Here is a 19,047-nt window from a genome sequence, read left to right as displayed (position 1 = left end):
TTAGTGTAGTTGGAAATCTTAGAAAAGCAATAAATGTATTAAAAGATGATGTTAAATTAATATAAAAATAAGTAAAATGTCTTTAGCCTTTTATAATAAGTCAATTAACTAAATTTAAGAGAGGCATTTTACTTATGATAAACTTGCTTTTTTAAAGATGATCAATGATTATATTAACCCATTATATTATTAGGTATAGTAAGGCATACTATTGTTCCTTCTCCAAGTTTACTCTCATAAAATAAACCATATTCTTTACCGTAATAAAGTTGAACACGGTGATGAACATTTTGAATACCATAACCTTTTGTTTTTATAGTCGAGATTGATTCTAGAGTATGAGGAGCAATACCACAACCATTATCTGTAATAGTAAACACTAGATTATTGTTGGATTGATTAGCGATAATAGTTAATAAACCACGTCCTGCACTTTCTTTGTGGTCTAGCCCGTGTACAATAGCATTTTCTACAAGGGGCTGTAAAAGTAAATTTAACATTGTATAGTTTGAAATATTATCATCAATGTCATAAGATACATCAAATGAATAACTATGCATCATTAATTGAATTTGGATATAGCTTGTCACATTTTTCAATTCGTCTTCTACTAGAATTGTATTCTTCCCCTTATTTAATGTAGTACGATAAAAAGATGAAAGAAATTGAGCCATATGGCTTATATCATCGTGACCTGCCATTATTGCTTTACTATTTATAAGAGAGAGACTATTATAGAAAAAGTGAGGGCTAATCTGTGCCTGCAAGGCTTTCATTTCATATTCTTGCTGAAGAATTTTACTTTTGTATACTTCATCAATCATATATTTTATACGATTTACCATATATCCAAAACGTTGAATCAAAATACCGATTTCATCAGTTGAATCCTGAGTGACAGTCACGGATAAATTACCCGATTCAATTTGCTCCATGTTGTCTGTAAGATCTTCTAATGGACGTACTATTACTTTTGAGAGTGAATAACTGGCAAATAGCAAGAAAAGTATGCAGCCAATGATGATGAAGAATATAATAATAGTTATCTGACTTGCTGCAGCGGAAACGGTACTAATAGGTCGATATAGATAAACAGTCCAATTAGAAGTTGGTAAATGTTTGACCTCAAAGACGTAATCTTTATCTAAGCTGCCTTCATTTAATTTTGATAATAATTCACTGTGAGACATACTATAAACAGATTCTTTATTAGAAAAATTCTCATATTCATAAACAGGGTTACCATCATTATCTATAACTATAACACCATAGGAATTATCAAAAAGAGTGGACAATGGAGCAAAGGTGTGAGCATAGTTAACATTCATTTTAATAATGTTGGTATACTGACTAGTAGAGCCCAATAGCTGACATACTATATCCAATTGATGTTCATCAGAAGAAACAATAAGGTGAGGTACAGTTGTATCTACTATGATATCAAACCAATATAAATCGTCAATATCTGACAAAGGACGTAATACATTTCCATGAGGATTAATATTAATATTGCTATATACGGTAATAGCTTCTATTTCATTATGAAGAGAACGTACTGTTGAAAATAAGGGATCAATAACTTCCTTATAAGCTAAATACATCTCATAATTATTGTTATAGCTAGAATTTAATGTAACTGACAAATCATTATCCCATATAATATGACCCATTACGTTGAGAGAAGAGATTGTCATATGCTCTAATGAATTAGCTGCTTGATTTAAAGATTCTACCAATACTTCCTTTTCACGATTGATCAGTAGGTTACGTATCTGAAGATAAGAAAAACTACCAAGTATAATGATAGGTAATAAGCTAACTACTAAACAGGTTAGTGTAATTTTATTTCTGAATTTAAGATTTTTAAACCATATTATAGATTGAGTCATAATTTCGTCCATCCTTTATAGGTGTGTGTTCCTATATTTTTCGGGAGTTACTCCAAAATTTTCTTGAAAGCTTTTGCAGAAATAGGATACATTGGAATATCCTACAGTTTTGCATATGTCTATTATTTTTATATTAGTATCTAGAAGCAGTTCTTTAGCCTTATCCATTCTCAGATTTTTAATGTATTTATTAATCCCATAGCCTATCTCTTGAATAAATAAGGTGCTCAAATATCTGGGAGTCAGAAAAACCTTTTCTGCTAAAATATTGAGACTTAAATTCTCGCCATAATGTGTATGGATATATTGTTTTACAAGATTGATTGCATGTTTGGGAGATAGTTGTTCAGTTTCAAACTTTTCTATGACTTTAACTGAAATATCATATAGTAATTCTTGGATTTCGTCGAAGCTGTGACTGGAATAAATATTTGTTATATTTTTTGTGAATTCACTTTCGTTATATTCGGGAAGTTCTTTATAAAGTATCTGCAATAAATTAGTACAAAGAAAGCGTATATATATGTGGGATAAGGACTTTTTATTACGATATTTTTTTAAAAGCGTATTTATATCTTGTTTAAGACTATAAGTATCCTTTAACTTTATATCTTTTTGTATATTTTGTAGTAAATAATTATCTTGTTCGCTGTTATGTTCATTGTCGATAAAAGAAGTTTCTATAGAATAAATAAAAGTATCTGAAAAAAAGAAACGATTTTCTAAATAGCCTTCTGCTTCTTCATAAGCTTTACCAATACCATCTGGTTCAATGATTTGGTTACTGATTGAAATAAAACATTGTTTTCCATATATAGTAGAAATATGATTATGTAGTTTAAAAGCTAATTCTCTATAATATATTGATGACTTATCTTTGCTTTTAAATAAAAGGAGACTTTGAAAAGGGTTCAAATTAATAAAATCAAAGTGCATATCAATAATTTCATGGATTTTATCGTAATAAGAATGAAAATCTTTACCATGTAAATTGTCAAATAATGATACTTCGAACTGCATAAGAAATAACCTAGTGTAATCCATTAAATATGTAAGATCAATAGTTGGATATTCTTGTTTTAGAGTTTCTAGGTGTGTTTTATTAATTAAACGATATAAAATATGATTTTTTAGATGAAGAGCATGATTTTTCTTGTCATCCAGTTCTTTTTGTAACTGTTCCGTTCTTTGAAGAACTAATGACATTGTTTTTTGAAATTCCAAAGGGTTTATTGGTTTCAAAATATAATCAACAGCTCTTAAAGACAATGCTTTTTTAATGTATTCAAAATCGTCATAACCACTAAAAAAAATAATCTGAATATTAGTAGATAGCTCCCTTGCACTAGAAGCTAATTTTATACCATCCATAAAAGGCATTTTAACATCTGTAAATAGAATATCAAAAGGATATTCTTTTAATTTTGCCAGTGCCTCTTTTCCATTAGATGCTTCTATAATATTTAATTTGAAATTATATTTATCTAAAAGAAATCGGATGACTTGACGTTCATCACTTTCGTCATCAGCAATTAATATACGATACATAATGAACCTCCTTCATGAATTTGCTAAAAGTATAGCACTTTTAATATAGTTTTTCAATGTATGGGAAGTGTATAGCAGTATGTTCAAGAAAAAGTGTTATGAATAAGTATTTTCTTGCGTTTACTCAATGCAGTGAAGATGTTATATTAAAAATAACTTAAATTATCCGGCCGCTGATAAGTTTGAGAAAATTGAATCAAAGATAATATTAACTATTAATAATTGGGAGGTTATTATGAATAAATCTATTTTAAAACGTATAACAGCTTTGATATTGATAAGTATAATGAGTTTTTCATTAGTAGCATGTAATAATGATAAAACCACTACTTCAAAACAAAAAGAATCAAATCCTAAAGAAAACGAAGTAGTAGAAAATGATGAGGGTAAGTATACTGAAGAAATTACTTATACTTTAGGACGTCTGACAACACAAAACTCCAAATTACCTGAAGGGGATACATATGAGGATAATGCATATACCCGTTATGTGAAAGAAAAGCTGAATGCAGTATGTGTAGATGAATTTGAAGCTAATGGAGAAGATTACGATAGACAGGTATCTTTGGCAATTAGTTCAGGAGATTTACCTGATATGATGCGTATAGGGGATAAAAATGTATTGAACGAATTAGTTGAAAATGATTTGATAGCCGATTTAACAGAAGTTTATAATACTTATGCAAGTGATTATCTAAAATCCATATATGATTCTTATGATGGTAGAGCTTTAGATACTGTAACGTATGATGGTAAATTAATGGCTTTACCAGCAACCAACGTTGACAGTGCACCTTCAGAGGTATGGATTAGACAAGATTGGTTAGATGAATTAGGTATCGTTGTAGATGAAGATGGGAACGGATGTATTACTATTGAAGAACTTGAAATGATAGCTAATACATTTAAAGATAAAGATCCTGGTAATAGTGGTAATCCAGTGGGTATTCCATTAGCTTATTGGTTAAATTCAAATGATTATGGTGGTTCTAATCATTGTATGACAGGTATTGCCAATGCACTTGAAGCTTATCCCAAATTATGGTTACAAGATGAAAATGGAAATGTTTATTATGGTTCTACTACCAATGAAACAAAAGAAGCTTTAGGTATAATAAGAAAATGGTATCAAGAAGGTATTCTTGACCCACAATTCGGAACTAGAACTTGGGATGATATTACTGCTCTTCTTATAAACGGACAAAGTGGAATTGTTTTCGGTGCATGGCATATTCCTGACTGGTTACTTAATAATATAAGAGCTATGGAGAATAATGCTGTATTTTCTGCTTACGTAATTGAAGGTAAAAATGGTAAGGCTAATGTGTTCCATAATAATGCATCTAATGGATTTATGGTAGTAAGAAAAGGATATGAACATCCTGAATTAGCAATAAAGATTGCTAATATCTTCTATGATGAATTTGCTAACAGTACTACTTTGTTGACAGATGCACCTGAGGTGGCAAAATATCAAGAAGATGCAGTTGATGGTGCTACTAGACCATTCAATATTGAGATTAATAAGTACACATCATTACTTGATGATTTCTCTGACATTAGAAGAGGTGTTAATGGAGAAATCTCAGTAGATGAAGCACGTACTGTAGAATCCAAAGTTGTAATTGGCAACGTAAAAAGATATTTAGAAGATTACGAAAATTCCACTGTAACTGATTGGGCAAAATACCATTCTCGAATGAAAGGTATAGCACTAATTGAAAAATTAACAAATGAAGGAACTTTCAATTGGGTTAATCCAGTATTTTGGGGGACAACAGACACAATGAAAACTAATTGGGCGAACCTAGAAAAACTGGAAGAAGAAATGTTTATCAAGATTATAATTGGAGCTGCACCATTAGATGATTTTAACACCTTTGTAGATGATTGGAACAAACAAGGTGGTGCTAAAATTATTAAAGAAATTCAAGAAACGTTACAGTAATAAATGAGATTAAGGGACTGTTTAGGCAGTCCCTTATATATCATAAAATATAATATAATTAGTTAATCTGGACAAGAGGAGGTTTCTATGAAAACATTAATTAAAAATGGTAAAGCAGTAAAATCAGAAACCATGTATCATATAATGATGACTCCTGGTATAATTTTTCTGCTAATTTTTAGTTATATACCTATGTTGGGAATTATTATGGCATTTCAGGATTTTGTACCTGCAAAGGGGATTTTCTGTTCTGATTTTGTTGGGTTAAAACATTTTTTTTATATGATATCTTTACCTGATGTTGCTAAAATAGTTAAAAATACTTTGATTATTGCAGTTGGAAAAATACTTATAGGAACTTTTATGGCGATTGCTTTTTCGATTTTACTTAATGAAATTCGCAAAAAGTTTTTGAAGAAAACGGTTCAAACTATCGTTTATATGCCCCATTTCCTGTCTTGGGTTGTGTTGGCAGCTGTTGTTGTAAATATGTTTAATCTTGATGGGACTATTAATCAAATATTAGTTTCATTTGGACTTGATAAAATTAATTTTATGGGAAGTAATAGGTGGTTTAGACCATTAATAATTGGTACAGACGTATGGAAAGAGTTCGGTTATAACTCTGTTGTTTATCTAGCTGCAATTACAGCTATTGATCCAGGGCTCCACGAAGCAGCTGCTATAGATGGTGCAGGCTGGTGGAGAAGAGTTATTAATATTACTATACCTGGAATGTTACCTATAATTTTACTAATGGCTGCAATGAGCCTTACTAGTATTTTAAGCGCTGGTTTTGACCAAATATATAATCTGTATACACCAATGGTATACGAGACAGGAGATGTACTAGATACTTATGTATATCGTATTGGTCTTGTAGGACGTCAGTATAGCTTTGCTACGGCGGTTGGATTATTCAAATCTATTATTGGTATGATTCTAATGTTAACTGCTAATGGACTTGCTAAGAAGTATACTGATAGGAAGATATTTTAGGAGGTAAGATTGATGATACAAAATAGAAGTATCAAGGCTCGAATGAGAACTTTATTAATATATATTATTGTTATTAGTTTGGCGTTATTATGTTTGCTTCCTTTATGGAATATTGTTGCAATTTCTTTCAGCAGTAGCGCTGCTGTCTCAGCAAATAGGGTAGGTTTAATACCTGTACATTTTACAACCGCTGCATATCAAAAAATTATGGACGATGTTCAGTTTTGGAGATCTTTTGGTATATCGGTAATGAGGGTTATAATTGCACTAGGTTTGAACATATTATTAATAGTTTTAATGGCATACCCTCTTTCTAAAACAAAAAGGGAGTTTCGTGGAAGAAATATCTATATAGGTTTATTAATCTTTGCTATGCTTTTTAATGGTGGGATGATTCCTACCTATTTAGTGGTGAAGAAATTGGGACTTCTAAATTCCATATGGTCTTTGATCCTTCCTGGTGCAGTACCTATTTTTAGTGTAATTCTGGTTATGAATTTTTTTATGGGTATTCCGAAATCATTAGAGGAAGCAGCGATTATTGATGGAGCAAAACCACTTCAAGTATTATTTAGAGTATATATTCCTTGTGCAGTTCCATCCATTGCAACAGTTGCTCTGTTTAGTATTGTGGGATCATGGAATGATTTTTACAGTGGATTGATTTATATAACAAAAATAAAAAATTATCCACTTATGACCTATATTCAATCCTTAAGCGTCAGTATTGAAGAATTGTTAAGAGCTGGAAATAGTGCTACTGCATTGAGTAATGTTATGGAAGTATCCAACCAGAACTTGAATGCAGCCAAAATTGTAGTAGCTGTAATTCCATTATTGATGATTTATCCTATATTACAAAGATATCTAATTACGGGAATTGTTATGGGATCGGTAAAAGAGTAATATATTGACAATAGGTATTTAGAAATGTAAAATAAGTTATCATATATAATAGAAAGGATGGTAAAAATGCAAAACAATAACCAACAGCCATGGTGGAAAAACTCAGTAGTATATCAGATATATCCTCGTAGTTTTCAGGATAGTAATGGTGATGGAATGGGAGATTTGCAAGGAATAATAGATAGATTAGACTATCTAGAAGAACTTGGAATTGATGCTATTTGGTTATCTCCGGTTTGTAAATCACCTCAAGATGATAATGGCTATGATATTTCCGATTATATGGACGTAGACCCCATGTTCGGTAGTATAAAAGATATGGAGAATCTTATTGCTAGAGCTAAAGAGCATAATATTAAGATAATATTAGATTTGGTACTAAACCACTCTTCTGATGAGCATTCATGGTTTGTGGAAGCAAAGAAGAGTAAAGATAACAAATATCATGATTATTATGTGTGGAGAGATGGAGTAAAAGGAGAATTACCTAATGATATGAAAGCTTGTTTCGGAGGCTCTTGTTGGGAATGGGTCGAAGAATTAGGTCAATATTATTTCCATCAGTTCTCAGTAAAACAACCAGACCTTAATTGGGATAATCCTAAGGTTAGAGAAGAAATCTACGATATGATTAATTGGTGGATGGATAAAGGAGTAGGAGGATTCAGATTAGATGTTATTGACCAGATAGCTAAAAATCCAGATCTTAAAATTACTAATAACGGTCCACTTTTACATGACTACATTCAGGAAATGAGCAAGAAAACTTTTCAAAAAGGTGATCTTATCACAGTAGGAGAAGCATGGGGAGCGACACCTTCACTAGCAGAATTATATAGTAATCCAGATAATAGTGAATTCTCTATGGTATTCCAATTTGAACATATTGGTCTAGATCAAGAAGAAGGCAAAGAAAAATGGGATTTAGCTGCACTGGACTTCATAAAATTAAAAAAAGTTTTATCTAAATGGCAAGTAGCCCTACATGGTTGTGGATGGAATAGTTTATTCTGGAATAATCATGATTTACCAAGAATTGTATCTCGTTGGGGAAATGATAAAGAGTATAGGGTAGAATCTGCTAAGATGTTAGCTACTGTTCTTCATTGTATGCAAGGAACACCTTATATATATCAAGGCGAAGAATTAGGTATGACCAATGTTAAATTTAAGGTTGACGAATATCGTGATATAGAAACCTTGAATATATATGAAGAGCGTATTCAAAAGGGTTATGAAAAAGAAGAAGTGATGAGATCCATCTATGCTAAAGGAAGAGATAATGCAAGAACACCAATGCAATGGGATAGTACTGATAATGCAGGATTTACAAAAGGGGAACCTTGGTTGAAAGTTAATCCTAATTATACAGAGATTAATGCTGAGTTGGCAGTACAAGATAAAGATTCCATATTTAATTATTACAAAAAATTAGTTCAACTACGTAAACAATATCCTGTAATCATTGATGGTAAGTACGAAATACTTTTAGAAGAAGATCCAAATATTTTTGCATATACAAGAACGCTTGGAGATACTAAATTATTAGTTATCTGTAATTTTTACGGCGAAACTACGGAATGTACCATTTCGGAACAATATAAAAAAGAGAAAAAATTACTGCTTTGTAATTATAAACAATCAGTTGGCGAAGCGGTATTTCAACCATACGAAGCAAGGATTTATTTAATAAAATAAAAAAAGATTAAAAAAAGACTGTCTCATAATATTTCTGACTATAGCCTTAGATAGAGTGTGTTTAACTATCGGTATGTATAATATATGTACTGACTTAGACATAGTTAGTTTAACGTTAAACATATCTATCATTAAATCTATAAGAAAGGTATAGAGATAGTCTTTTAACCGACCGTAAAAATAATGTTGTTATTATCGTCTTTTTGGACATTAAAATGAAATTTCACTTTATCGCCTAACCATATTACTTTTGAATATTCCAGTGGTAAACCATCTTCAATATATGAAATGCTGTTAAATGTAATAGTAGGAGTATTGTAATCAGCATTCAATAATTTCATATCCACTAATGCTGGAGTGTTAGCTTCAATAAAATTTTCAATTTTGTAAGGAACATATCCATATCTATTTTTTAAAGTTATACTTAATCTATTCGATATAAGTCCTTTTTCAATAATATCGGGTACTTTATGTAAAGGTAACCAAGCCCTGCTTAGACTAATTGGAATACCATCTAAACTAAAAATACGTTTAATATAAACAACTTTATCTTTCTCATCTAATTTCAGTTTACTTTTTATATTTGGAATTTTATTTTTATCAATTTCTAGAACAAGTATTTCTGAAGTTATATTAGTTCCTTGTTGTCGCATTTTCGTACCAACGTCAGCTGGATACCCTAATTCGTGTATTAATGGAGATGCATTATTTTTAACATATACACCTTTTCCTCTAATTTTGTATATGATATTATCTTTTTCTAAATTAGCTAAAGATTGACGTATTGTTACTCTACTCACATTATATTCACTAGTAAATTCAAATTCAGAAGGTATACGTTCGCCTATATTCCATTCGCCATTTATAATTCGTGTTTTTATATTATTAGCTATTTGATAATAAATAGGAACAGGTGAATCTTTATCAATTTTTAAATTATTATTATTCAAAATATTATGCCTCCTCAAATATATAAATTTGGAAAAATATATATTTCATATGCTAACACATATTATGAATAGATGTCAATACAAGAAGACAAATTTAAAACAACTATGTACAACAGTTTTTATTAAATGTGCATAAAATATTGGATTTTTTTGTTGAAATTTGTTGACAATCACAAATAACTTGTGTTATTGTTAATACAAGCTAACAAACTACTGCAAGAGACGAACAATAATTTCTAAAAAGGAGGTTGTAAATTGTTAAGTACATATAACAAAAGAAAATTGGTTAAGAAAATTGAACCTTTTCTTTATTTATTACCAGCAATAGTATTTTTCGGATTATTTACTTATTATCCATTTTTGAAAACTGTTTTTAATAGCTTTTTTTTGATAGATTCAATGGGTAAGATCAAAGAATTTATTGGGTTAGAAAACTTTATAAATGTTTTAACCAATCAAGCATTTTTGAAATCAATAGGAAATACATTTGTGTTTGTATTTTTATCAGTACCAACTTCTATAGGGATAGCACTTTTACTAGCGCTTATCGCAAATAAAAAAACTAGAACATCATCAATATATGAATTATTATTTTCCCTAACAATGGCAATGTCAATGTCAGTATGTGCTATGATATTTCAGCTTATGTATAACCCTTCTATTGGTATTATCAATCATTTATTAAGTGCTGATATAAATTGGTTAAATGATAAATCATATGCATTGATTTCAATAGTTATAATTCAAGTATGGATGACAATAGGTTATAATTTCTTGTTTTTGTTATCGGCAATCAGAGGCGTTCCAACAGATTTATTGGAATCGGCGAGCATTGAAGGTGCTAATATATTTAAGAAAACTACAAAAATAATTATACCTATAATATCACCAACTGTATTTTTCTTAGTTTGTAACGCAGTAGCTAAAAACATGGTAATGTCTGGTCTTACTATTATACTTACTGAAGGTGGACCACAAGGCTCAACAGAAACAATGATATCATTTATGTATAAACAAGCAATGAATAATCAAAATTATAATGATGCGTATGCAGCAGCGATTGTAGCATTTATTATTACATTCATAATGATATTGATTAGTTTCACTTTCGAGAAGAAAGGAGTGCATTATTCCTAATGTTTAAGAGAAATTATAGTTCGGGTTTATTTCAGTTATTTGCAATTTGTTTAGGATTAGTTATAATTTTTCCTATTACATATGCTCTATGTATTTCGTTAATGGAAGCAAATCAGATATTAAGTGTTACACCTACAATAATTCCAAGAAAAATAACTTTTGATAGTTATAAGCAGGCAATGACGCTAACAACTATTGGAAGATATATGATAAATTCATTTATAATAGCAGGTGCTTCGAGTGTTATAAGAATAATAACTGCAAGTATGGCAGCATTTGCCTTTGCCTTTTTCACTTTTAAAGGACGAGATGCATTATTCATGATGTGTGTAGGAACAATTATGATACCAGCTGATGTAGTTTTAGTAACTAATTATAAAACAGTGGCACAGCTAGGATTAATAAACACATACTTGGGAGCTATGATAGTTTTCTTTGTATCAGCACTTAATATTTTTATGATGCGTCAATACTTTTTAACATTTTCAAAAAGTCTTAAAGAAGCTGCTTTTATCGATGGATGCTCAAATTTTAGATTTTTTATTCAAATATTACTTCCTACTGCAAAACCAGTAATAGCAACAGTATTTATCTCAGCATTTATTGGAACTTGGAATACTTATTTATGGCCAATGTTAGTAACTAATGATAATTCTATGAGAACAGTACAAGTAGGTATTACAATGCTTAATTTTCCAGATGGTACAGTCTATGGACCAATAATGGCTGCTTCAATATTAGTACTATTACCTTCCTTATTCATATTTATATTTTTCCAAAAACGGATTGTCAGTGGAATGATGGTTGGTTCAGTTAAAGGATAATTTCATAGAAAATATAGATTTATTTATATACCTATATAAAATTGGATGTTTAGAATTTGTAATTATAAATTCTTGAACACCTAATTATATAATAAAAAAATAAACATTAGGAGGAAAAAAATGAAAAAATTACTTAGTTTAATTTTAGCAACATTACTAACAGTTAGTATGTTTGCCGGATGTAGTAGTAATAATGATGCAAGTGATAAAGATGTAAGTAAAAATGATACAAGTAAAAATGATGAAAAAGATACTTCAACTAAAGGCACTATCGAAATTGAATTCTGGCATTCAGCAAGTGGTGTTAAAGGTGAGGCAACAGACCAAGTAGCAGCAGATTTTAATGCTACAGTAGGTAAAGAAAAAGGAATTTTTGTAAAGTCGGTTTACCAAGGAAATGATGTTGTTGCAAAATTAAAAACAGTTTCACAAGCAAATGATGTTAAGAATTTTCCAGATGTTGGACAGATATATGGATCAGGTATACCAGCAGTCATGAAAATGGATCCATTAGTAACAATTGATGAAATGTTTGCAAAAGGTGATGCTTCAATAAGTAAAGATGATTTACATCCTTCGTTTGTAAGAGCATTTGAATACAAAAGCGAAATGATAGGTATGCCATTCAACAATTCAACTATATTACTATATTATAATAAAGACCATTTTGAAGAAGTTGGACTTGATCCAGAGCAACCCCCAACAACAATTGCTGAATTAGCTAATGCAACTTCAAAATTGATGAAATCAAATGGGAATAAAGTTGAACGATACGGTTTGAATGTTGCAATCAGACGTTACCAATTATCAAACTTCATTGGAGGTCAAGGAGATTTTAATTTCTATGGAGATAATGAAGGTGGACGTACAGGGCAAATGACAAAAGTTACTTTTGGTGAAGACGGATCACTAGAAAAATATTTAACAGAATGGGAAAAACTTGTTAAGACAGGTGGATATAAACCTATAGAAGATAATATTAATGAAGAATTTGCAACTGGTATTAGTTCAATGGCTATTATGTCAACTTCACGTATTAGTACAATTCATGGACTAATGGGAGAAGATGCGAACTTTGGAGTAGCATACTTACCAAAAGTTGATGCTGCTGATAAAGGTGGCGTAAGTGTTGGTGGTGGATCTCTTTGTTTATTTGATAAGGGAGACTCTGATAAGCTAAATGCAGCTTGGGAATTCATTCAATATGCAGCATCTCCAGAAGCACAAGCAAAATATAGTATTGCAACAGGCTATGTTGCCGCTAATTTAAAAGCATATGAATTACCAGAGATGAAATCTCATTTAGAATCTCATCCAGAATATCAAGTTGCAATTAATCAACTTAATGAATCAAATCCAAATGTACAAGAACCATTTGATTTAATACCTTGGGAACTTGATGCAATAATAAAAGATACAATGGCTGAATTTGGGGCTGGAAATATGACAGTAGATGAAACTCGCGATTACATAGTTGAAGAATGTAATAAAAAACTAGCCGCATATAATAGAGCAAATAATTAAGAGTTATTAAGAAAGTGGAAGAGAGTTGAGATTCTCTTCCACTAAATTTAGTAAGAGGAAGTGAATATGTATGGCAGTTAAATTGATTATAAGCGATATGGATGGCACTCTAATTGGAAGAGATGAAATACTTAGTGACAAAGCTATAAATCTAGTAAAAAGATTAAATGAAAAAAATATACATTTTACGATAGCAACAGGACGTGTTGAATGTATGGCTAATAATTTTGTTGATAAATTAGGAATTAAAATACCATATATTGTTTGCAATGGAGCTACAATATTATCAAAAAAGGAATTGTATATAAGAAATCAAATACCTGCTAAAGGATTAAAAGACTTATTACTTAAAGCAGATGAAATGGGAATGTCTATAATTTATACTATCGAAGGAAAAGAATTTATATTTAGACCAACACCATGGATTATGGGTCAAAGAGAAAGTTTTAACCGCTACTATGATGAGCATTTCTTTACTGAGGATGAATGGGAAAATATTTTAATTGATAAGGTTACAGTGATGGATGATATAAGGGATGGAAGAATTACTGTAATAGAAGATATGTGTAAAAATCTTAATAGCGATTATTGTTTTACAAGATACACTGATAAAGCAGTTGAAATTGTAGATAAAAATTCTAATAAAGCTAGTGCGATGCAGTATTTATCGGAATTATTAAATATAGATATTGATGAAATACTAACAATAGGAGACCATCAAAATGATGTTGAAATGCTTACTGAATCAGGTGTGGGCGTTGCAGTAGGAAATGCAACAAAAGCAGCTAAAGAAGCAGCTGATTATGTATGTGAAAATAATTATATTGATGGAGTTATTGAAGCAGTTTCGAAATATTGCTTTTAATTACTTAATTTGAAGAGGTGAGCATATGAGATTATCAACATCTACTAATATTTTATTTAATAGACCTTTAGGTGAAAAAGAAACTATTGAAAAGTGTATAACTATGTGTTCAAAAGCAGGTTATAGAGTCATGGATATGAATTTTCATGATTGTACTACTTTTGAAACACCATTTAAAACTAAAGAATGGGAAAAGTGGATAAATAATTTAAAACAAGTTGCTGATGATTGTAATATTGAATTTAGCCAAGCACATTCGCCTTTTTATAATTTTTGTGAATACAATAGTGAGAGAGAATTATATGATAATGTAATAAAAAGGGCTGTTATATGCTCCGAGATATTAGGAGTAGAATGGTTAGTAATTCATGCAGGAACAGATTTTTCATCACCACAATTAGTCAAAGATTCGAAAAGAAAGAATATAGAATATTTTAAACCTCTAATAGAATTTGCAGGAAAACATAATGTTGGAATAGCAATAGAAAATTTGTGGGATTTAAATATTTCGCCATTAAGAAGATATACAACAACTTCAGAAGAATTAGTAGATTTAGTAGATAGTCTTAATTATAAAAATCTAGGAATATGTTGGGATGTTGAGCATGCAAATATTATGAAACAAGAGCAACTTCCAGCACTTCAACTTATAGGAAAACGTTTAAAGGCTACACATATTTCAGATAACATCGGTAAAGATGATGACCATATATTGCCATATTCAGGTCACACGAATTGGGAAGAAATAATGTCAGCATTAAAAGAAATAAACTATAAGGGAGATTTTACTTATGAAATACATAGATATACAGAAAGAGTGCCTGATGAACTAGTATTGTCCGCATTAATACACAGTGTTAATGTAGGGAATCATCTATTATCATTAGCATAATAATAAATATTCTATTTTGGAGGTAAATATGAGCAATTTTGATAACGCAATGAGAAGGCAAGTAATGAGTTTGCCTAATTTAATTAAGGAACAATATGAGGATTTAGAACCTAAAACAAGAAAAGTATTAACTACACCAGAAATTTTTTCTATTCAAAGAATAATTTTAACGGGTTGTGGTGATTCATATGCTGCAGCATTAGCAACAAAACACACTTTTGAAATGTTGACTAATATACCAACTGAGGTAGTTACGGCAATAGAATTATCAAGATTATATTCAAAACTACAATTAGGCTTTGCTCCTTTGAATCCCCTAGTTATAGCAGTAAGTAATTCGGGAGGGGTTGCACGTGTAGGAGAAGCTATTCAACGTGTTAATAAATGTGGAGGCTTTACATTAGGTATTACAGGTAATACAGAATCGTTATTAGGTAAAAATGCATCAAAAGTATTAGAACTTGATATCCCAGCCTTCGAATCAGCTCCTGGAACTCGCAGTTATATGGTTTCTGTAATGTCATTATTACTTATGGCTATTCGTATTGGAGAAGTTAGAGGTTCTTATACTATGGATCAAGCAATGAGCTACAGATATGATATTGCTAATCAAGCTGATGCACTTGAGAAAATGTTACCAAATATGGATGAACAAGTATTGCAGATTGCACATGAATGGAAGCGTATGGAAGCATACGATTTTATCGGTGCTGGTTTTGATTATGCAGCCGCATGGTTTGGACATGCAAAAATATATGAAGCAATTGGTAAATATGCAATGCATATAAATACAGAAGAATGGTTACATCTTAATTTCTTCATTAAAAACATAGATGATATTGGAACGATTTTAATTGCAAACACTACTAATCCTACCTTTAGTAGAGCTAAAGAATTAGCCAAGTACATGGAAATGCTAGGAAGACCATCTATAATAATTACGGATGGAACTAAAGAAGACTTTGATATTGATACTAATTACATACAAGTTCCAAAAACAGAGTATCCTATTACAATGCCATTAACACAATATGTACCTATATGTTTGCTAGCAGGATATATTGGAGAAATGCTTGGAGAAAAAGATGGTCGTGGATGTGAAGGAAGATGGAAATTCTGTGAAGGTGGAGCAAGCGTAAGAAATAGTGAAATAATTATTAAATAAATGGAGGATTAGAAACAATGCTAAAGAACTTTAAAATTAAAACTGAATTAAATGATGTAGTCTCCCTTACTGATGATATAAAAGAATTCGTAAGAGAAAGTGGAGTGAAAAGTGGGATTTGTGTTGTTTATACACCACATACAACTGCAGGATTAACAATAACATCTTTTTGGGACCCAAAGGGATTTGAAGATTTACAAGATGAAATTTGTAGATTAGTGCCAACTAGAATAGATTTTAAACATCAGCATGATACACCACAAGATGCTGCTGGTCATGTGAAATCATCATTATTAGGCGTTTCAATGACATTTATAATTAATGAAGGTGAATTACTTGCAGGGCATTCACAAGGTATTTACTTTGTAGAATTTGATGGACCTAGAAATCGTGAGTATTTTGTTAAAATCTATGCTGACTAAATAAATATAAGGTAGTTATCAGTCAAAGATCAGTTTAACTATAACGTAAGAATCTAAAGTTTGCTTAGCAAACTTTTATTCTTATATAGAAAAATTATTAATGTGCATAGGAATAGATAGCAATATTAAATATTATGGTAGATTAATGAAAGGAAGAAGGTTAAAATAATGGATAAGAAAAGAATTATATTAGATTGTGATCCAGGAATGGATGATTCAATGGCTATAGTAATGGCATGTAAGTCAGAAGCTTTAGATGTAAAAGCCATTACAACAGTAAATGGTAATTATCCTATAGAAGTAACTTCTGTAAATGCTAGAAAAGTATTAGAAATGATTGGACGTACAGACATTCCAGTCGGTAAAGGTATGGGAACTCCAATGGTAAGATCAGTTCCTAGTGATCCATTTACTCATGGAGAAGATGGGCAGGGAGAGAATTTTTTACCTGATCCTAAGATGGCATTAAGTAAAAAACATGCTATAAATTTGATTATTGATACTGTCAAAGAAAATGCAGGAAATATTTATATTATTGTGACAGGACCAATGACAAATATTGCAATGGCTATGAGACAAGCACCAGAAATTAAAGATATGATTTCGGGAATATATGCTATTTCAGGCGCATTTGGATTAAATAAATATTCTTTCGCTAATGCAACAGGAGATACACCTCAGAGTGAGTGGAATGTATATGTAGATCCAGAAGCAGCAGAGATTGTTTATAACTCAGGAGTTGAATTAGTTGCAGTAGGACTAGATGTTGCTACTCATTTTAATGTTAATTTAACAAAAAAGGACATGGAAGACTTAAAAAATAGTGATAACAAAGAAGCCAAATTCTTATTACAAGCAATTAATTTTGTTGATAATAGAGGGTTTGAAGCATACTGCACGGTAATTGACTGTATGGCTGTTGGATATGCTATTGATCCTACACTAGTGGAAACAATTAAAGGAAAAGTTGGTATTGAGACACAAGGTAGACTGACGTTAGGAAATACAGTATTAGATAGTAGACATCATCATGCATGGCAAAATTTACCCACAATTGAAATTGGAGCTAAAGCAGATTACGAAAGATTTTTAAAACTTTTAATGAAGCTTGTATTAGCGTAATAGGAGGGAAATTTAATGTTTGAAAAAAAAAGTATTTATATTGCGGGACCAGAATGCTTTTATACTTCAGGATTTGAAATTTTAGATGCTATGAGAAGAAGATCTGAATCACTAGGATTTTCTGTTACGTTACCTAATGATGATCCATTAAATTTAGATAATGAAGAATTACAAAAAAATGCTGATGAAATATTTAAAAACTGTGCTAAGAGTATGAATGAATCAACAGTTATTATTGCAGATTTAGAAGCTTTTAGAGGTTCTGAACCGGATAATGGAACAATATATGAATTGGGAATGGCATATGCTAAAGGAATAAGATGTTATGGATATACTAGAGACAAAAGAAATGTACTTTGGAAAAATCAAAGAGCAGTTCTAAGAGATAATGTAGTATATGATGAAACGGGTAGAGTTCACCCATATAGTGATCTACCATTTTCACCATCAATTATTGGATCTACAAAAATAGTTGAAGGTGATTTTGATGATTGCCTTAAAATGTTAATGACTGATATTGAAGAAGATTATAAAGAAAAAGCTAAAAGAAGTATTTATACTGATAACTCTAATAAAGTAACAATTGAAAAAGGAGATAAGCCAATAGTTTATCTATCAGATTCTATAAGATATGATTCGGATGGGATAGAAAAATATCAAGTTATGAAAGAAATCTGTAAAAAATATGATTTAGAAGTTATTACTCCATTAGATATTGCAAATGGAGTAAAAAAGATAGTAACTGAAAATCCTTATGTAAGAGCAGCTAATGAATTTGATAATTATCAACAACACGTTAGGAACTGTGATATTATTATAGCTGATTTAAATGATTTCAGAGGATATGAATCATGTAATGATGTTGGATTCGAATGTGGCATGGCATTTCAGTTGGGGAAAAAATTATATGGCTATATGGATGATACATCAAGCATGAAAAAACAAATACCAAATTACAGTAATTCTGGTAAGGATATGTGCGGAAGTAATGTTGAAAATTTTGATTATCCTATTAATTTGATGTTTGCTTCTTCTATGAAAATATTCCGTGGAAAATTTGAAGAGGTAATTAAAGATATAGTTAAAGATATTAAGAAATAATACTAATAAGCGTTGAAAAAGGAACATTAGTATCAACTAAGACCAATAGTAATATTG

The 19,047-nt window shown here is 30.6% G+C and carries 16 protein-coding genes; 13 read left to right on the top strand and 3 right to left on the bottom strand.

Annotated elements, in window-relative coordinates:
* Positions 1–173 precede the first annotated feature (173 nt).
* Positions 174–1,889: a sensor histidine kinase gene (locus tag ACX6CF_RS11845; protein WP_458785543.1), complete on the bottom strand. Its 1,716-nt coding sequence runs from the start codon at positions 1,887–1,889 to the stop codon at positions 174–176.
* A gap of 15 nt (positions 1,890–1,904) precedes the next feature.
* Positions 1,905–3,437, bottom strand: a complete 1,533-nt coding sequence (locus tag ACX6CF_RS11840; protein WP_458785542.1) for a response regulator transcription factor — start codon at positions 3,435–3,437, stop codon at positions 1,905–1,907.
* A 235-nt stretch (positions 3,438–3,672) separates the two neighbouring features.
* On the opposite strand from ACX6CF_RS11840, the gene ACX6CF_RS11835 reads away from it, so the two are divergent.
* From ACX6CF_RS11835 to ACX6CF_RS11820, 4 genes are all read left to right on the top strand, one after another.
* On the top strand, positions 3,673–5,385 hold the full coding sequence (locus ACX6CF_RS11835; RefSeq protein ID WP_458785541.1) for a type 2 periplasmic-binding domain-containing protein: 1,713 nt from the start codon (positions 3,673–3,675) through the stop codon (positions 5,383–5,385).
* 87 nt (positions 5,386–5,472) lie between these two features.
* Positions 5,473–6,384, top strand: coding sequence for an ABC transporter permease (locus ACX6CF_RS11830; protein WP_458785540.1), 912 nt, complete (start codon positions 5,473–5,475; stop codon positions 6,382–6,384).
* 12 nt (positions 6,385–6,396) lie between these two features.
* On the top strand, positions 6,397–7,290 hold the full coding sequence (locus ACX6CF_RS11825; RefSeq protein ID WP_458785539.1) for a carbohydrate ABC transporter permease: 894 nt from the start codon (positions 6,397–6,399) through the stop codon (positions 7,288–7,290).
* A gap of 66 nt (positions 7,291–7,356) precedes the next feature.
* On the top strand, positions 7,357–8,988 hold the full coding sequence (locus ACX6CF_RS11820; RefSeq protein WP_458785538.1) for a glycoside hydrolase family 13 protein: 1,632 nt from the start codon (positions 7,357–7,359) through the stop codon (positions 8,986–8,988).
* 164 nt (positions 8,989–9,152) lie between these two features.
* Here ACX6CF_RS11820 and ACX6CF_RS11815 read toward each other — a convergent pair whose 3' ends face one another.
* Positions 9,153–9,938, bottom strand: coding sequence for a GntR family transcriptional regulator (locus ACX6CF_RS11815; RefSeq protein WP_458785537.1), 786 nt, complete (start codon positions 9,936–9,938; stop codon positions 9,153–9,155).
* 255 nt (positions 9,939–10,193) lie between these two features.
* Here ACX6CF_RS11815 and ACX6CF_RS11810 point away from each other — a divergent pair, with 255 nt between their 5' ends.
* From ACX6CF_RS11810 to ACX6CF_RS11770, 9 genes are all read left to right on the top strand, one after another.
* Complete coding sequence (locus tag ACX6CF_RS11810) at positions 10,194–11,075, top strand: carbohydrate ABC transporter permease (protein ID WP_458785536.1); 882 nt, start codon at positions 10,194–10,196, stop codon at positions 11,073–11,075.
* Positions 11,075–11,899 (top strand): carbohydrate ABC transporter permease, encoded by an 825-nt coding sequence (locus ACX6CF_RS11805; RefSeq protein ID WP_458785535.1) that lies wholly within the window; start codon positions 11,075–11,077, stop codon positions 11,897–11,899. Before ACX6CF_RS11810 ends, ACX6CF_RS11805 begins: the two co-directional genes overlap by 1 nt.
* Positions 11,900–12,019: 120 nt before the next feature.
* Positions 12,020–13,423, top strand: a complete 1,404-nt coding sequence (locus ACX6CF_RS11800; protein ID WP_458785534.1) for an ABC transporter substrate-binding protein — start codon at positions 12,020–12,022, stop codon at positions 13,421–13,423.
* A gap of 70 nt (positions 13,424–13,493) precedes the next feature.
* A complete protein-coding gene (locus ACX6CF_RS11795; protein WP_458785533.1) occupies positions 13,494–14,288 on the top strand; it encodes an HAD family hydrolase in 795 nt (264 codons plus the stop codon).
* A 25-nt stretch (positions 14,289–14,313) separates the two neighbouring features.
* A complete protein-coding gene (locus ACX6CF_RS11790; RefSeq protein WP_458785532.1) occupies positions 14,314–15,180 on the top strand; it encodes a sugar phosphate isomerase/epimerase family protein in 867 nt (288 codons plus the stop codon).
* 28 nt (positions 15,181–15,208) lie between these two features.
* Positions 15,209–16,345, top strand: a complete 1,137-nt coding sequence (locus ACX6CF_RS11785; protein ID WP_458785531.1) for an SIS domain-containing protein — start codon at positions 15,209–15,211, stop codon at positions 16,343–16,345.
* Positions 16,346–16,362: 17 nt separating this feature from the next.
* Positions 16,363–16,767 (top strand): secondary thiamine-phosphate synthase enzyme YjbQ, encoded by a 405-nt coding sequence (locus ACX6CF_RS11780; RefSeq protein ID WP_458785530.1) that lies wholly within the window; start codon positions 16,363–16,365, stop codon positions 16,765–16,767.
* Between the two features lie 168 nt (positions 16,768–16,935).
* Positions 16,936–17,889 carry a nucleoside hydrolase gene (locus tag ACX6CF_RS11775; protein ID WP_458785529.1) on the top strand — a complete coding sequence of 318 codons (954 nt, stop codon included), beginning with the start codon at positions 16,936–16,938 and terminating at the stop codon, positions 17,887–17,889.
* A 15-nt stretch (positions 17,890–17,904) separates the two neighbouring features.
* Positions 17,905–18,990, top strand: a complete 1,086-nt coding sequence (locus tag ACX6CF_RS11770) for a nucleoside 2-deoxyribosyltransferase (protein WP_458785528.1) — start codon at positions 17,905–17,907, stop codon at positions 18,988–18,990.
* The last annotated feature ends 57 nt before the right edge of the window (positions 18,991–19,047 follow it).

This window comes from Vallitalea sediminicola, assembly GCF_054408565.1.
Note: the sequence above shows the minus strand (reverse complement) of the source record. Positions and strands in the feature narration are given on the sequence as shown.